This window comes from Streptomyces xylophagus (genome assembly GCF_000716435.1).
Classification (GTDB): Bacteria; Actinomycetota; Actinomycetes; order Streptomycetales; family Streptomycetaceae; genus Streptomyces; species Streptomyces xylophagus.
On the sequence record NZ_JNWO01000008.1, the window covers coordinates 1 to 15093 of the forward strand.

At 69.2% G+C, this 15093-nt stretch carries 14 protein-coding genes and 1 rRNA gene; 4 read left to right on the forward strand and 11 right to left on the reverse strand.

Translation table 11 applies throughout. The features are described from left to right. Positions 1 to 72 (forward strand): 5S ribosomal RNA (gene rrf, locus OO70_RS57220); the annotation flags it as partial. 71 nt (positions 73 to 143) lie between these two features. Beyond that, on the forward strand, positions 144 to 689 hold the full coding sequence (locus OO70_RS19945; protein WP_043672916.1) for a GNAT family N-acetyltransferase: 546 nt from the start codon (positions 144 to 146) through the stop codon (positions 687 to 689). 25 nt (positions 690 to 714) lie between these two features. Here OO70_RS19945 and OO70_RS19950 read toward each other — a convergent pair whose 3' ends face one another. The 10 genes from OO70_RS19950 to OO70_RS19995 all read right to left on the reverse strand — a co-directional run bounded on the left by OO70_RS19950 (position 715) and on the right by OO70_RS19995 (position 12616). After that, on the reverse strand, positions 715 to 2151 hold the full coding sequence (locus tag OO70_RS19950; protein ID WP_043672919.1) for a type IV secretory system conjugative DNA transfer family protein: 1437 nt from the start codon (positions 2149 to 2151) through the stop codon (positions 715 to 717). Between the two features lie 16 nt (positions 2152 to 2167). Continuing rightward, positions 2168 to 3601, reverse strand: a complete 1434-nt coding sequence (locus OO70_RS19955) for an ATP-binding protein (RefSeq protein ID WP_043672922.1) — start codon at positions 3599 to 3601, stop codon at positions 2168 to 2170. An 8-nt stretch (positions 3602 to 3609) separates the two neighbouring features. Beyond that, the gene (locus tag OO70_RS19960; protein WP_043672924.1) at positions 3610 to 5169 is read right to left on the reverse strand and encodes an SCO6880 family protein; all 1560 of its coding nucleotides are present in this window, start codon (positions 5167 to 5169) and stop codon (positions 3610 to 3612) included. Continuing rightward, positions 5166 to 6488, reverse strand: coding sequence for a membrane protein (locus tag OO70_RS19965; protein WP_043672927.1), 1323 nt, complete (start codon positions 6486 to 6488; stop codon positions 5166 to 5168). Before OO70_RS19965 ends, OO70_RS19960 begins: the two co-directional genes overlap by 4 nt. Continuing rightward, positions 6478 to 7320, reverse strand: coding sequence for a hypothetical protein (locus OO70_RS19970; protein ID WP_043672930.1), 843 nt, complete (start codon positions 7318 to 7320; stop codon positions 6478 to 6480). The genes OO70_RS19965 and OO70_RS19970 overlap by 11 nt, the downstream gene beginning before the upstream one ends. 168 nt (positions 7321 to 7488) lie before the next feature. After that, positions 7489 to 7797 (reverse strand): hypothetical protein, encoded by a 309-nt coding sequence (locus OO70_RS19975; protein ID WP_033281366.1) that lies wholly within the window; start codon positions 7795 to 7797, stop codon positions 7489 to 7491. A 372-nt stretch (positions 7798 to 8169) separates the two neighbouring features. Continuing rightward, positions 8170 to 9483 (reverse strand): S53 family peptidase, encoded by a 1314-nt coding sequence (locus OO70_RS19980; RefSeq protein WP_043672935.1) that lies wholly within the window; start codon positions 9481 to 9483, stop codon positions 8170 to 8172. Positions 9484 to 9902: 419 nt separating this feature from the next. Further along, complete coding sequence (locus OO70_RS19985; protein WP_043672937.1) at positions 9903 to 11276, reverse strand: S53 family peptidase; 1374 nt, start codon at positions 11274 to 11276, stop codon at positions 9903 to 9905. A 279-nt stretch (positions 11277 to 11555) separates the two neighbouring features. Continuing rightward, the gene (locus tag OO70_RS19990) at positions 11556 to 12008 is read right to left on the reverse strand and encodes a hypothetical protein (protein ID WP_043672939.1); all 453 of its coding nucleotides are present in this window, start codon (positions 12006 to 12008) and stop codon (positions 11556 to 11558) included. Then, on the reverse strand, positions 12005 to 12616 hold the full coding sequence (locus tag OO70_RS19995; protein ID WP_043672941.1) for a TetR/AcrR family transcriptional regulator: 612 nt from the start codon (positions 12614 to 12616) through the stop codon (positions 12005 to 12007). The genes OO70_RS19990 and OO70_RS19995 overlap by 4 nt, the downstream gene beginning before the upstream one ends. A 90-nt stretch (positions 12617 to 12706) precedes the next feature. Between OO70_RS19995 and OO70_RS20000 the strand changes: the two genes are divergently transcribed. Next, a complete protein-coding gene (locus OO70_RS20000; protein ID WP_043672943.1) occupies positions 12707 to 13648 on the forward strand; it encodes an oxidoreductase in 942 nt (313 codons plus the stop codon). On the opposite strand, the gene OO70_RS20005 is transcribed toward OO70_RS20000, so the two are convergent. Continuing rightward, positions 13611 to 14267: a TetR/AcrR family transcriptional regulator gene (locus OO70_RS20005; protein ID WP_063749731.1), complete on the reverse strand. Its 657-nt coding sequence runs from the start codon at positions 14265 to 14267 to the stop codon at positions 13611 to 13613. The genes OO70_RS20000 and OO70_RS20005 overlap by 38 nt on opposite strands. Before the next feature lie 56 nt (positions 14268 to 14323). Here OO70_RS20005 and OO70_RS20010 point away from each other — a divergent pair, with 56 nt between their 5' ends. Then, on the forward strand, positions 14324 to 15085 hold the full coding sequence (locus tag OO70_RS20010) for an SDR family oxidoreductase (protein WP_043672944.1): 762 nt from the start codon (positions 14324 to 14326) through the stop codon (positions 15083 to 15085). Positions 15086 to 15093 lie beyond the last annotated feature (8 nt).

Sequence of the window (15093 nt, forward strand, 5' to 3'; positions counted from 1 at the left end):
CCGGAAGCTAAGCCTTACAGCGCCGATGGTACTGCAGGGGGGACCCTGTGGGAGAGTAGGACGCCGCCGAACAAATATTGCGAAAACCCCTGTACCGTTAATTCGGTACGGGGGTTTTCTGCGTTTGGGCTACCGTTGCTGCCATGAACTACAAGATCCGTTCGATACGCGCCGACGAGTGGGCCGCGGCGAAGGAACTGCGGCTCGTCGCCCTGCAGGATCCCGTCGCGCACCTTGCCTTCATGGAGACCTACGAGGCGGCGAAGGCCCAGCCGGACTCCTTCTATCAGGAGCGGGCCGTAGGGGCCGCCGAAGGTGCCGAAAAGGCTCAGCAGATCATTGCCGAGGGGCCGGACGGCGAGTGGGTTGGGATGCTGACCGTGCTGCTTGAGGAGGCCGGGACCGTTGACTGGGCCGGCTTCGCGGTCGAGCGGAAGCAGGGGCACATAGTCGGGGTGTTCGTGCGCCCGGAGGTGCGGGGCATCGGGCTGACCGAGGTGCTCTTCGATGCTGCCCTGGAGTGGGCCTGGGGGCGTGGGGTCGAGCGGGTGCGGCTCATCGTGCACGAGGACAACGAACGGGCCCGGCGGTTCTACGGCAAGGTCGGCTTCGTGCCCACGGGGGTCGTCGTGCCGCTGCCCGGGAAAGCGGACGAGCGCGAGCTGGAGATGGCGTTCGAGCGGCCGTAGCCGCGGAGTGCCGTAAGTCCTGGTGCTACACCGGGAGTTCGTGGTGCGGCCAGCGGGCTCTGGCCTGTTCCTGGGAGCGGAGGAGGGCCAGGGTGGGGAGGCCGCGGTCGGCTCCCGTGGCCAGGAGGTCGGGGAGTTGGGGGAGCGGGGCGACCGCGGCGATGTCGTCCAGGACGAGCGTCATTGGTGGGTCGAGGCGACCGGCCGATGACCGTTCGGCCATGTGCCGGCCGCGCTCGACCACGCTTGATGCGAGGGCGGTGAGGAGAGGCATCGCGCCCGGGTTCGTACGGGGGTCCTCGATGGATTCACCTACCAGATAAAGCGTGCCCCCTTCGTTCGCGAAGGAATCCAAGGAGAGCGCGTCAGTTCTGTTGGGTGTGCAGGCTTCGCGGATGTTGACCGTGAAGAGAGAGGACAGCGCGCGGCTCGTCAACTCCTGGGCGATGTCACGGCGTTCGGGGTGCGAGGTGAGCGCGGCTTCCAGTTCGCCTGCTGAGCCGGGGGCAGCCTTGGGGTTCGTACGGAGGGTTCGTACCGCGTCCTGGATCTGGGTGCCTTGGGACCAGCGGTGGACGTGGCGGATGGTGCGGCCGTCGATCGCGGCGGCGTGCAGGTAGCTGCGGAGGAGCGTTTCGGCCGTGTCCGCTACTGCCTGGTCGATCTTCGCGGTGGGTTTTACGGGGGCCAGGAGGGCGGCGGCTCGTCTCACCGCGGTCTGCTTGTCCTCGCAGCCTGTGGTGGGGGACCAGTGGAGGCGGGCCGGGGTGTCGCAGAGGTGGGTGGGGTCGTAGAGGAGGATCGGGCCGAGTTTGGCTCGGGCGTCCTTGGTGTCCTGCCAGACGGCGGGGTTTGACGTGACGACGAGGGCGGGGCCTTCCGCGTCCCGTACGGCCTGGGTTGCGGTTGCTTGGCGGCTTTCCGGCGGTGCCACGAAGATCTTTTCCCACCCACCCGCCCGTTCACCGTTCATCGGAGAAGCTGAGGTAGAGGCGAGCGGCGGTGCGCTCGGCGGCTGTTCGAAGACGGCCGTTGGCTGCGGCTGTGGCTCCGGTCTCGGTGCCGGTACTTCCTGAACTTCCGGTGCTTGTACCGCCGTTCGGCTCCTGGCCCGTACCGCCCGCCATCTCGCGACCGTGCCCATCGTGAACACGGTGAGGACGAAGAGGACCATCAACTGGCCGATGAACAGGCCCCAGAAGAGGCCGTAGCCGGAGAGTTGGGTGGGTGGGGTTTCCGGCCAGGCGCCGGTGATGTCGTGCGGTTGGCCGATCAGGTGGCGCATGGCCAGGGGGGTGCGGGCGAAGGTGACGCCCGTGGGCCAGGCGCCCTTGGAGAACAGGGCTGCCAGGCCCGCGGCCGACCACACCAGCAGGGTCATGCCGAGGAGGAAGGCGAGCAGGCCGATCAACAGGCCGTCGGGGATGCCTCCTCGGCGCTCCCGTTCGTCGTTCGGTCTCATCTCGCCTCTTCGCCTCTCACGCCACCGTGGACTCGGAGGAGCCGTCGAGATCGCTCAGGTGCTGTTCCATGAAGGCCGCCGCGCGTTCCTCCGCCTCCAACTCGGCGGCGCGCAGGGCGTCGTCGGTCAGTTCGCGGTCGTGGTCGCGGGAGGACTGGGTCATCGCGCGGTCGGTGAAGACGAGGGGGCGTTCCGTCTCGGTGATCAGGTGTTTGACCACCTGGACGTTGCCGTTGACGTCCCAGACCGCGATACCGGGGGTGAGGGTCGGGATGATCTCCACCGCCCAGCGTGGCAGCCCCAACACCCGGCCCGTGGCGCGTGCTTCGTCCGCTTTCTGGGCGTAGATCGTTCGCGTCGAGGCCATCTTGAGGATCGCCGCTGCCTCCTTCGCCGCCGCTCCGTCCACCACGTCCGACAAGTGGTGGACCACCGCCACGAACGACAGACCCAGGCGTCGGCCGAACTTCAGCAGGCGCTGGAAGAGTTGGGCCACGAACGGGCTGTTGATGATGTGCCAGGCCTCCTCGACGAGGAAGATGCGCTTCTTCCGGTCGGGGCGGATCCAGGTGTGTTCCAGCCAGACGCCGACGATCGCCATCAGGATGGGCATGGCGATGGAGTTGCGGTCGATGTGGGACAGGTCGAAGACGATCAGCGGGGCGTCCAGGTCGATGCCCACCGTCGTCGGGCCGTCGAACATGCCTCGGAGGTCGCCGTCGACCAGGCGGTCGATGACCAGGGCCACGTCCAGGCCCCATGCCCGTACGTCGTCTATGGCGACGTTCATCGCCTCGGCTGACTCCGGTTCGGGGTGGCGTAGTTGCTCGACGATGTCCATGAGGACCGGCTGGCGTTCGACGATCGTCTCGTTGACGTAGGCGTGCGCCACCTTCAGCGCGAAGCCCGAGCGTTCGTCGAGGCCGTGGCCCATCGCCACCTCGATGATCGTGCGGAGCAGGGCGAGTTGGCCGGTCGTCGTGATCGCCGGGTCGAGGGGGTTGAGGCGGATTCCCATGTCCAGGGCGGCGGTTGGGTCCAGGCGGATGGGGGTTATTCCCAACTCCTCCGCGATCAGGTTCCATTCGCCGACGCCGTCCTCGCCCTGGGCGTCCAGGACGACGACCTGGCGGTCGCGGAAGCGCAGTTGGCGTAGGACGTACGTCTTCTCCAGGGCCGACTTGCCGTTGCCGGACTCGCCGAGCACCAGCCAGTGGGGGGCGGGGAGTTGCTGGCCGTAGAGCTGGAAGGGGTCGTAGATGTAGCCCTTGCCGGAGTAGACCTCGCGGCCGATGATGACGCCCGAGTCGCCCAACCCGGGGGCTGCCGTGGGGAGATAGACCGCCTGGGCCTGGCCTGTCGAGGTGCGGACGGGGAGGCGGGTGGACTCGATCTTGCCGAAGAGGAAGGACGTGAAGGCGTCGGTGAGGACGGACAGCGGATCCCGCATCTGAGCCCCTACCTCCGGATGCCGGTGGCGAACGGCAGTGTGTTCACAAACGCGCGGTGGTGCTCGCGGTCGCACCACTCCAGCTTCAGATACGACTTGCCGGCGGACGCCCTTATCGTGCGCTTGTCGCGCGCGAGAGCCTCGGGGTTGCGGGAGGAGACGGTGATGTAGCCGACGAGGTTCACGCCGGCCGCGCCGCTCGCCAGGTCCTCGCCGCGCTGGTCCATGCGGCCGTGGGCGGCGACGTCGCGGGGGTCGACGGTGCGGTTCATCTTGGCGGCGCGGGACGCGTCGGCCTCGTCGTTCGTCTTCTCGGTCAGCATGCGCTCGATGGCGACCTCGGTGGGTTCGAGGTCCATCGTGACGGCGACCGTGCGGATGACGTCCGGGGTGTGGACGAGGAGGGGCGCCAGGAAGTTCACGCCGACCGGGGTCATCGGCCACTCCTTCACCCAGGCCGTGGCGTGGCACCACGGTTCGCGGGTGGACGACTCGCGGGTCTTCGCCTGGAGGAACGTCGGTTCCATGGCGTCGAGTTCGGCCGGCCAGGCGTTGCGCTTCGTCATCGCCTGGAGGTGGTCGATGGAGTGGTCCGGGTCGTACATGGAGTGGATGAGCGAGGCGAGCCGGCCCTGGCCGAGCGGCTGCCGTACGCGGATGTCCGCCTCCTGCAACCGCGAGCAGATATCGGTGAGTTCACGTGCCATGACGACGGCGAGGCCCGCGTCGCGGTCGAGCTTGCGGCCCGCGTGGGGGCGCGAGGCGCGGGCCATCGCGTGGGCCTCGGCGGAGAGTTCGCGGGTGAAGTGCATGCAGGCGACGAGGTAGGCGCGGTGCTGCTCGCTGCTGGTGGACACCATCGACTGCAGTTGGTCGTACGACTGCTGCAGCCAGCTCAGTGCCTTCTCGTCGCCGCGTTGGGCGACGTCCTTGGCGTGGGCGTCCGGGTCGGCGGGCAGCGTGCGGGCGAGCATCTGGATGCGGGTGACGAAGCCGTCGCCGTTCGCCACGTGCTTGAGGAGCGTGCCGAAGCGGTCGACGAGGGCCTCCTGGTCCTCGCTGTCGCGCAGGCCGACGCCCGGGCCCTCGATCTCGATCGCGGCGGTGACCGTACGGCGGTCGGCGTGCAGGAGTACGGCGATCTCGTCGGGGCCGAAAGGGGCGGCCAGCCAGTTGATGCGGCCGATCCCGGGCGGTGGGCCGATCTCGACCTCGCGTCCGTCGAGGTGGACGCCGGCCTCCATGACGGAGGAGCGGTACGTCGTGCCGTTGCGCAGGGTCCGCTTGTAACTGCGGTTGATCTCGAACCACTTGTAGAACGTACGGCGCTTGTACGGCACGTAGACCGCCATCAGCGCCAGCATCGGGAAGCCGGTCAGCAGCACGATGCGCAGGGAGAGGACGGGGACGAGGAGTCCGCTCATCATGCCGAGGAACGCGCCCAGGATGATGAGCGCGATCTCGCCGGTCTCACGATTCTTGCCGACGATCGCGTTCGGCCGGGCTCGGCCGATGAGATATGTCCGGCGGGGCGTGATCGGATGGGACAGGTGGGACTCTGTCGTCAACGCCCTTCACCTCCCGTGCGGTTGTTGCGGGCGTTGCTGGCGTGCGGGGTGTTCGCCGGGCTCTGGCGGGGCGGGGGCGCGGCGGAGGGGACAGCTCCGCCGCCACCGCTCGACGGGCGGCTGCTGTGGGCCGCGACGCCGCCGGAGACCGGGTTGGACGGGCGGGCGCCGCCGCCGGACGAGGACTGGCCGCCCCCGCCGTCGTTCGCGCGGGCGCTGTGGGTCTTGATGCCCTGGGCGACCATGGTGGCCGGGGAGCTGATGACCGCGGCGGCCTTGCCCTCGGCGCCCTGCATGATGCGGTTGTTGCGGCCGCTGGCGATGTCGTCGCCGAAGCCGGGGACGAAGCGGTAGATCATCGCGCTGGCGAAGATGGCGAGCAGGATGATCGCGAGGCCGGAGACGACGGCGGAGAAGGAGTCCGGGCCGTCGGCGGTGGACAGGGCGCCGGCCAGGCCCAGCACGATGACGATGACCGGTTTGACCAGGATCACCGCGATCATGATGCCGGCCCAGCGGCGGACGTGGCCCCACAGGTTCTTGTCGACGAGGCCGGCGTAGACGACGGTGCCGAGGAGGGCGCCTACGTAGAGGAGGGCGGCGCGGATGACGAGTTCCAGCCAGAGGACGCCGGCGGCGAGGATGCTGACCAGGGAGACCACGATCAGCATGATCGGGCCGCCGCCGATGTTGTCGCCCTTGGCCAGGGCGTTGGAAAAGTTGCCGAAGAAGGTGTCCTGGTTGCCTGTCGTCTTCGCGAGGACGTCCGTGATGCCGTCGGTGGCGGAGACGACTGTGTACAGGATCAGGGGTGTGAACGCGGAGGCGATGACCGTGAGCCAGAGGAAGCCAACGGCCTCGGAGATCGCGGTGGTGAGGGGGACGCCTCGGACCGCGCGCTTCGCTACCGCGAGGAGCCACAGGAGAAGGGTGAGGATCGTGGACGCGGCGAAGACGACGGCGTACTGCTGAAGGAACTTGTTGTTCGTGAAGTCGACGGTCGCGGTGTCCTTGACGGCGACGCTGAGCTTGTCGATTGTCCAGGAGGCGGCTTCGGCGCAGCCCTTGGCGAGGGAGGAGAGGGGGTCGAGGGTGTCGGTGGTGCTGGGGGTGGTGGAGCCGCTACCTGCGTTGCCGCGTTCGCAGAACTTCTTGGCGTCGCCGACGATGGGGCCGCAGTCGACGCTCGGCGAGGCGGACGGTGAGGTGGACGGGCTGGGGGTCGCTGCGACGGCGTGAGTGGCCAGCAGCACGAGCGACGTCTGTACGGCGGTCACGATTCCGGCGAGCCTGAGCACGCGTTGCGGGTTACCGGGCATACGTGAACCCTCCGTACTCGTCGATGGCCTTGCTGATCTCGTCCGAGGTGGCAGCCGTGTCGTCGCCGGGTACCGGGGCGGGGCCGTCCTTCTGGGAGTCCTTGGCGATCTTCCAGTCGCCGTCGGACCACTGGAGGTCGAAGGTCCACGTCTTCCACGAGGTGGTGACGGGATCGGTCGAGGTCTGCCCGGCCATGCCGAGGAGCCCCACGTACCAGACGGCGACCTTCGCGCTGCTGTCGCTGTACTGCTGGACCGTCGTGCCCACCGGGGTGACGCGCGAGACGAAGGTGCTGCCGGTCGGTGCGTTGCCGTTGGCGTCGAGGCCCAACTTGGCGAGGAAGTCGGCCGAGTAGGCCTGGTCCATCGGACCCGTCAGTTTGCTCGCGGCACCGGTCGTGTAGAGGGAGTTCACGAGCGTGTGCCGGATCTCCTTCTGGAACATGCCGGTCGAGCCCAGCGCCACGGAGTAGTTCGCCGCCGCCGACTGCGCACCTTGCTGGTTCCGCGCGAAGCCCGACGGAATCCCACCGGTCTTCGACTCCACCGGCTTCGTCCCGCTCGCTGCCGTGGACGCTGAATCCGGCTTGGAACCGCTTGCCGTATTGCCGTCCGTCGACGTGGAGTTGTCGCCTCCGCGGTTGGCGAAGGCGATTGCGGCGATGAGGAGGACGACGACTCCGACGACCGTCACCAGGCTTTTCGAGGAGGAGCGGCCGGTTCTGCGGGCGCCGCCGTAGATGTCGCCGCCGGTGCCCTGCGGGAGGCGGGTGCGGGTCTGGCCCGTGCCGCCGTAACCGCCGGAGGTCTCGTGCTCGTCTCCGGGACTCATGCCGGGTACGCCCCTTCGCCGTCGTCCAGAAACATCTGGAAGTACGACGGTAGCCGTGCTGGTTCCCGCGTGGGCGCGGTGTGGTGACTCGACATCAGGGAAACGCAACCTCAGCCGGTGGGCACGACGGGCGGGTGGGGTGGGGAGAGGGCGGGCGGCCGAGGCCGGCTATACGGCCATGCCGTACACGATCGTGAAGAGGGTGCCGAGGGAGCCGATGATGAAGACGCCGGTCAGACCGGCGACGATGAGTCCCTTGCCCTGCTCCGCGCTGAACGTGTCGCGGAGCGCCGTAGCGCCGATGCGCTGTTTGGCCGCACCCCATACGGCGATCCCGAGGCAGAGCAGGATGGCGACCGCCATCACGACCTCGATCATCACCTTCGCCTCGTTGCCCAGGCTGCCGAAGGGGCCCCAGTCCGGAGCGATCCCGCCGATGATGGTGTTGATGTCTCCCTTGTCGGCCGCAGAGAGCATGTAAGTCACCGCCCCTGATGGGTAGTTCCGCATCCCCTGCAGGTGCGCAGAGGTCAGGCATCATTGTCGCCGACAAAGGCGCCGTCGGATGTCGACTTGGCGTCATTGATTGGCGGGTTTCGTACGAATACCCCGTACGGTCACTCTGTGTATCACGGTAGGTAACGCCGGGCAACGAGGCCGGAGCGGAACCTGTCCGTGGTTTGGTCGTTAGCCCCTGATTACGGGATTCGGTTCGCCTTGATGTTCTCATGATGAACGGGCCGCGGCTGGATGCCGCGGCCCGTTCTCCCGTGCCAGGTGTGGCCCCCACGACCCACTGTGGCACGACATGTGACTGAGGATCAGTTCAGGATGGGGGCCGGGTCGTCGTCAGTTGGCGAAGGCGGAGATGCCCTCCGGGGTGCCCCAGCCGGTCGGGCCGTCGTAGCCGGTCTCGGCGGTGCAGAAGTACGCCGTCGAGCAGGAGCCGTTGTAGCCGCTGGTCACGTCGTTGAGGGACGAGGTGCCCGCGTAGTCGTAGGGGTACTGCGCCGGGTAGGTGCCGCTGGCGGGGGTGCCGGCGAGGGCGTAGACGCCGGCGATGATCGGGGCGGAGACGCTGGTGCCGCCGAAGGTGTACCAGCCGGCGGTGACGCCGTAGGAGTCGTAGACCGAGACGCCGGTGGCGGGGTCGGCGACGGCGGAGACGTCGGACTCCATGCGCTTGGTGCAGCCGGTGTCGGTCTGCCAGGTGGGCTTGGCGTCGTAGGAGGAGCAGCCGGAGCCGGTGCCCTCGGTGCTGGAGGTGCGCCAGACGGTCTCGGTCCAGCCGCGGGTGGTGGAGGAGGTGGAGAGCTTGGTGCCGCCGACGGCCGTCACGTACTGGGACGTTGCCGGGTACTCGGCGCCGTAGGCGCTGTCACCGGAGGAGACGGTGATGGCCACGCCTGCGTGCTTGTAGTACGAGGTGTCGTACGTCGTCTGCGAGGAGGACTCGGAGCCGCCGTAGGAGTTCGAGACGAACTTGGCGCCGAGGGTTACGGCCTCGTTCTCGGCGGTGCCGAGGTTGGCGTAGCTGGCGCTGGTGGCCTCGACGAGGGTGATGTTGCACAGCGGGCAGATCGCGCTCGCCATGTCGAGGTCGAGGGAGATCTCCTCGGACCAGCCGGCGTCGCTGGAGGGCAGCGAGGTCGTCGAGCCGGTCTGGCTGACCTTCTTGAAGCAGCCGTTGGCCGTGGTGCAGGCGGAGAGGCCGTAGTACGAGCGGTAGGTCGCGAGGTCGGCCTCGGCGTTCGGGTCGTTGTACGCGTCGACGATCGCGATGGTCTCACCGGAGCCGTTGGAGGCGGCGGCGGACGTCAGGCCGTATGCCGACCGGAGGTTGGTCGGGCTGTAGCCGGAGGGGGTCGACGCGTCGGCGGCCTTGGGGGTGATGCCGGTCTTCGCGGCCTGCATCTTCTGGAAGGCGGTGAGGCCTCCGGTGACGCGGTAGGACTTGCAGGTGAGATCGCCGGTGTGCTTGGGGGTCGCACAGGGGGTGGCGGCGTAGGTCACCGCGGTGGAGGTGGTGGCGCTCTGTACGGCGTCGGCCTGTACGGCGGTGCCGAGGCCGGTGAAGACGAGTGCGGCTGTGGCTATGGCCGCGGATCCTATGCGGCGCCATCTACCGTGCGTGTGGGGGGAGTTGGGGGTGGTGGTACGCAAGGTGCAGCCTCCTGAGTCGGTGGAACAGGGGCGGTGCGGGTGCGTGTCGCCGGTACGGTTTCCCCGGCGGTGGGGGGCGGCCCGCGATGACGATCCCTTGTTGAGTACGCGACAACAAGAGGCTGCTGGAATCCTGACTTCCGTCTTACCGAACGGGGGCTGTGCCTTACTTTCCGATGGCCGTCCGATGGCCATCGGGTGGCTCCCGCTTGACCCAACTCACAGTATTTCCACGGGGTTTCCACTGGTCACGCAGTCGCTTAGCACATGGACACATGGGGGCATGACGGCATCGGGACATGGCGAACGGGCCGCGGCTGGTTGCCGCGGCCCGTTGCCACTTGCTCCGCCGAGGGGACCCCACGTCCCCCTCTGCCGGCGGCTCCCCGTGACCCGACGGGGAGGTTCTGCGGGGTGTGTCAGCCGGTGAAGGCCGACACGCCCTCGGGGGTGCCCCAGCCGGTCGGGCCGTCGTAGCCCGACTTCGCGGTGCAGAAGTACGACGTGGAGCAGGTGCCGTTGTTGCCGCTGGTGACGTCGTTCAGGGCGGAGGTGCCGGCGGAGGCGTAGGGGAAGCTGGCCGGGTAGGAGCTGCTGGACGGGGTGCCCGCGAGGGCGTAGACCGAGGCGATGATCGGGGACGAGGCGCTGGTGCCGCCGTAGGTGCCCCAGCCGGTGCCGTCGTCGCCGTAGGTGTCGTAGACCGAGACACCCGTGGCCGGGTCGGCGACCGCGGAGACGTCGGAGATCATGCGCTTGGTGCAGCCCGTGTCGGTCTGCCAGGTGGGCTTCGCGTCGTACGCGGAGCAGCCGGAGCCGGTGCCCTCGGTGCTGCTCGTCTTCCAGACGCTCTCGGTCCAGCCGCGGGAGTTGGAGGACGTGGAGAGCTTGGTGCCGCCGACGGCGGTGACGTAGCGGGAGCCGGCCGGGTACTCGGCGCCGTAGGCCTCGTCGCCCGCGCTCGCGGTGATGGCGACGCCCGCGTGCTTGTAGTACGAGGTGTCGTACGTCGTGTCGGAGGAGGACTCCGAGCCGCCGTAGGAGTTCGAGACGAACTTGGCGCCCAGCTTGACGGCCTCGTTCACCGCGGTGCCCAGGTTGGCGTCGCTCGCCGACTTGGCCTCGACCAGGAGGATGTTGCAGTTCGGGCAGGTCGCGCTGACCATGTCGAGGTCGAGGGACTCCTCACCGGCCCAGCCGCTGTCGGCGGAGGGGAGGGAGGTCGTCGAGCCGGTCTGGCTGACCTTGGTGAAGCAGCCGTTGTCCGTGGTGCAGTCCGAGAGGCCGTAGTACGACCGGTAGGTCGCGAGGTCCTCTTCGGCGTTCGGGTCGTCGTAGGCGTCGACGATGGCGACGGTCTCGCCCGAGCCGTCGGAGGAGGCGGCGCTCGCCAGGCCGTAGGCGGACTGGATGTCCGAGGGGCCGTACCCGGTGGGGTCGTCGGAGGCGGCCTTCGGGGAGATGGTCTTGGGGGCGATGCCCTTCAGCGCGGCCTGCTTCTCCATGAAGGCGGTGGTGCCGCCGGTGACACGGAGGGCGTTACAGGCGGCGTAGCCCTTCTTCGGGGTGGCGCCGCAGCCGGCCTTCTCGTACTGCACATGGGCCTTGGCGACCTGTGCGGCGACGGTCCTGGCGCTGACCTTCTTGGTGCTCGCGGTGGTGTCCGCGACGGCGCTCGCGTGGGCCGCGGTGCCGAGTCCGGCGATCAGGAGCGCGGCGGTCGCGGCGGCGGCAGAACCGATTCTGCGCCAGTTGCCGCGTATGTGGGGGGAGTTGGGCGGTGACGTACGCAACGTACAGCCTCCAGAGAGAGGTTGGCAGAGGCCTGCGGGTGGGGGGTCCACCGGTGAGGTTCCCGGTGGGGGCGGCGGCCCGCGACGACCATCTCTTGTTGAGTACGTGACAACAAGGAGGATTCCGGAACTCTGACTTCCGCGTTACTCAAGGGGGTTGGGGGATTGCTGATCAATGGCGCCGGGATGGCGTGGCGATGGCCCGGACTTGACTCTCTCCACGGGAACTCCACAGCGTGACGCGCGTTGACAGGCGTCACCGGGGGTGCCGGAAGTGCGCTAGAAGTGCGCGAGGATCTGGCGCAGGGGATGTCCGAGCGCGGCTGTGACGGAGGCCAGCTCCTCCTCGGTGAGCCACCCTCGGTTCGGATACAGGGCCGCGATCCTGAAGCTCGCGAAGCCCATCGGCCAGTCGTAGGTCAGCTCGTTGAGCGATGTCTCGGCGCCGCAGCAGGGGACCGTGACCAGAAGTGTGGAGAAGCCTTCGTCGTAACACTCCTGGACGGCTTCGCCCCACCAGTCGCCGGAGTCCGCGCCGCAGTGCGGGCAGCGGATCGTCTCCAGGTTCGTGCCGCAGTGGACCACTTCGACGGTGTCGTGCCACCGGGCTTCCGGGCCGCGGCGGGCGTCGGGGAGCAGGGCGGACAGGGCGGCCTTGGCGTGGTCCGCGGCCGCCCGGTCGGGTTGCCAGTGCGGGTCGGTCGGAATCACCGTCAAGTAGTTGTCGCTCACCGCTCGTTCTCGCGGGGCGTGAGGCCGTGCAGCAGGTGGTGTATCAGGGTCGGGATGCCTTCGACCGCCGCCTCCGGGGTGAGGGTGCCCTGGGCTGCGAAGGACGCCGTGCCGTGGAGGGCGGCGCCGATGACGAGGGCGATGGTCCAGGGGGCGCCGGGGGTCATCTCGCCGCGCCCCTGGGCGTCGGTGACGATCCGTACGAAGTGGGTCGTCGTGCCGTCCACGGCTGCCCGCAGCTGCTCGGAGATGTCGGGGTCGTGCTTGCGGGAGTACATGACCTCGAGCAGCTCGGCGTTCGAGACCGCGAAGTGCACGTAGGCCGTGGCCAGTTCGGTGAGGCGGGCTTCCAGGGGCAGCTCGGGGCTGTCGGCGGCGTCCAGCTCCTCGGTCATGCGCTCGAAGCCGGCCAGGGCCAGGGCGTCGAGCAGGGCCTGCTTGTCCTTGAAGTGGCGGCCGGGGGCGGCATGGCTCACTCCGACGTCCCGGGCGAGTTCGCGCAGGGACAGGGCCGCGACCCCCTTCTCCAGCAGGGTGCGCTCCGCGCTCGCGAGCAGGGCGGAGCGCAGGTCTCCGTGGTGATAGGGGCGTGCAGGCATGCGGACCATCGTATCCCGATGTAGTCGGCGCCAGCATTGTTGGCGCCGACATCATTGTTGTCATTGACATCATTGTAGGCGTTGCCTACATTGGGAGGCATGGACAAGACGGACAAGACCATCAGCAGCGAGAGCAAGAGCAAGAGCGAGACCAAGTGGGACGCGAGCCGGGTGCCCGACCTCTCCGGGCGTACGGCGGTCGTCACCGGCGCCAACAGCGGGATCGGTCTCGCGGCCGCCGCCGAGCTGGCCCGCGCGGGCGCGCATGTCGTGTTCGCCGTACGGGACCTGGAGCGCGGGCGGGCCGCGGCGGCGAAGGTGAGTGGCAGTACCGAAGTGCGGCGGCTGGATCTCGCGGACCTCGCGTCCGTGCGGGAGTTCGCCGCGGGGTGGGACGGCCCGCTGGACCTGCTGGTCAACAACGCGGGCGTGATGCTGCTCCCCGAGCGGCGCACGCGCGACGGCTTCGAGATGCAGTTCGGCACCAACCACCTGGGCCACTTCGCCCTCACGAACCTGCTGCTGCCGCACATCACCGACCGCGTGGTGACGGTGTCCTCCGGCGCGCACCGCATGGGCGACCGCGTCATCCACTTCGAGAACCTGAACCTGGACGGCATCTACAGCCCGCAGCGCGCGTACTCCCAGTCCAAGCTGGCCAACCTGCTCTTCACGCTCGAACTGCAGCGCAGGCTCACGGAGTCGGGCTCGCGCGTCCGCTCCCTCGCGGCGCACCCGGGCTGGGCGGCGACCAACCTGCAGAGCCACACCACGAACCCTGTCTCGCGGGTGCTCATGGCCGTCGGCAACAAGGTCGTGGCCCAGGACGACAAGGGGGGCGCCCTGCCGACGCTGTTCGCGGCGACCCAGGATCTGCCGGGCGCGAGTTACGTCGGGCCGAGCGGGCCGATGGAGGTGCGGGGCGCGCCGACGCTGGTGGGGCGGAGTGCGGCGGCGAGCGACGTGGCGGCGGCTCAGCGGCTGTGGACGGCTTCCGAGGAGCTCACCGGGGTGCGGTTCCCGGTGGGGGCGGCGGCGTAGGGGGTGTCGGGTCCGCGGTTTCCGGTGAGGACGGTGGCGTAGGGAGTGTCGCGTTCGCGGTCCCGACGGTGAGCGCCGACTGGACCCGCCGCGGTTCGTCGCAGGCCAGGAGGTCCAGCAGGAGGCCCCGGATCAGGGCCAGCGCCCGGGTCGCCCTGGCCTCCGCGAGAGCGGGAGGGGTGTCGGGCGGCTGGGCCCGCACGAGGAGGTCGAGCCAGTCGTGGGCCGCCTCGCCGGCGAAGCCCGCCCAGGGGCCGGGGTCGTGGCTCAGGGACAGCAGGAAGGCCTCGTACGTCAGCCGGACCATGGGGCGCTGCTCCGGTGCGGAGAGGAACGCCCACAGGCGGTCGACCAGGGCGTCGAAGCCGTCACCGGCCGCCCTCGTCAGTACGGCGGCCATCATCTCGACCTGCTCGTGCCGGGCGCGGGCGAGCAGTTGCCGCAGTAGCTCGTCCTTGCTGCCGAAGAGGTAGAGCAGGACGCGCGGGCTGGTGCCGGTGGCGGCGGCCAGGGGGCGCAGGGACAGGCCGGTGAGGCCGTGTTCGAGGAGATAGGCGTAGCAGGCGTCGAGGAGCTCGGTGCGCCTGGGCGAAGACGGTGATGACGGTGTCGTACCCACTGCGCTACCGTAACTGAAACGAGTGTTTCAGTGACAGCTCAGGTGGAGGTCGCGGGATGGCTGACCACGACGACTTCACGCTCAGTGGGCGTACGGCCCTGGTGACCGGGTCGGTGCGCGGGCTGGGCCTGGAGATGGCGCGGGGACTGGGCAGGGCGGGCGCGCGGGTACTGGTCAACGGGCGGGACCCGGCCACCGTCGAGGCGGCCGTCGCCGCGCTGCGGGACGACGGGCTGGACGCCGGGGCCGCCGTCTTCGACGTCACCGAGCGTGCCGGTGCGCGGGCGGCGGTGCGCGGGCTCGGGGACATCGACGTGCTGGTCAACAACGTCGGCCAACGGGACCGGCGCGGGCTGCGCGAGATGACCCCGGACGAGCTGGCGCGCATGCTCGACGTCCACCTGACCTCGGCGTACGCACTGAGCCGGACGGTCGCCGAAGGCCTGGCCGCGCGCGGCACCCCGGGTCGCATCATCAACGTGTCCTCCGTCGTCGGCCAGTTGGGCCGCACCGGGGACGTCGCCTACGCCACGGCGAAGGCCGGCCTCGACGGGCTGACCCGGGCGCTCGCCGCCGACCTGGGGCCCAGCGGCACGACGGTCAACTCGGTGGCACCGGGAACCTTCGCGACCGAGGTCAACGCCGGGCTGGCGGACGACCCCGAGTGGGGCCGCTGGCTCAGGACCCGCACCGCGCTGGGGCGTTGGGGGCGACCGGCGGAGATCGCCGGGATCGTCGTGTTCCTGGCGGGCGACGCGGCGTCGTTCATCACGGGGCAGACGATCGCGGTGGACGGGGGGATGACGACGACGTTCTGAGCGGCCTC

Coding starts and splice junctions, on each gene's coding strand:
- OO70_RS19955 (WP_043672922.1), bottom strand. CDS start 3,601: ATGCGGGATCCGCTGTCCGTCCTCACCGACGCCTTCACGTCCTTCCTC.
- OO70_RS19970 (WP_043672930.1), bottom strand. CDS start 7,320: ATGAGTCCCGGAGACGAGCACGAGACCTCCGGCGGTTACGGCGGCACG.
- OO70_RS19975 (WP_033281366.1), bottom strand. CDS start 7,797: ATGCTCTCTGCGGCCGACAAGGGAGACATCAACACCATCATCGGCGGG.
- OO70_RS19995 (WP_043672941.1), bottom strand. CDS start 12,616: ATGGTCCGCATGCCTGCACGCCCCTATCACCACGGAGACCTGCGCTCC.
- OO70_RS19965 (WP_043672927.1), bottom strand. CDS start 6,488: ATGCCCGGTAACCCGCAACGCGTGCTCAGGCTCGCCGGAATCGTGACC.
- OO70_RS19950 (WP_043672919.1), bottom strand. CDS start 2,151: ATGAGACCGAACGACGAACGGGAGCGCCGAGGAGGCATCCCCGACGGC.
- OO70_RS20010 (WP_043672944.1), top strand. CDS start 14,324: ATGGCTGACCACGACGACTTCACGCTCAGTGGGCGTACGGCCCTGGTG.
- OO70_RS20000 (WP_043672943.1), top strand. CDS start 12,707: ATGGACAAGACGGACAAGACCATCAGCAGCGAGAGCAAGAGCAAGAGC.
- OO70_RS19945 (WP_043672916.1), top strand. CDS start 144: ATGAACTACAAGATCCGTTCGATACGCGCCGACGAGTGGGCCGCGGCG.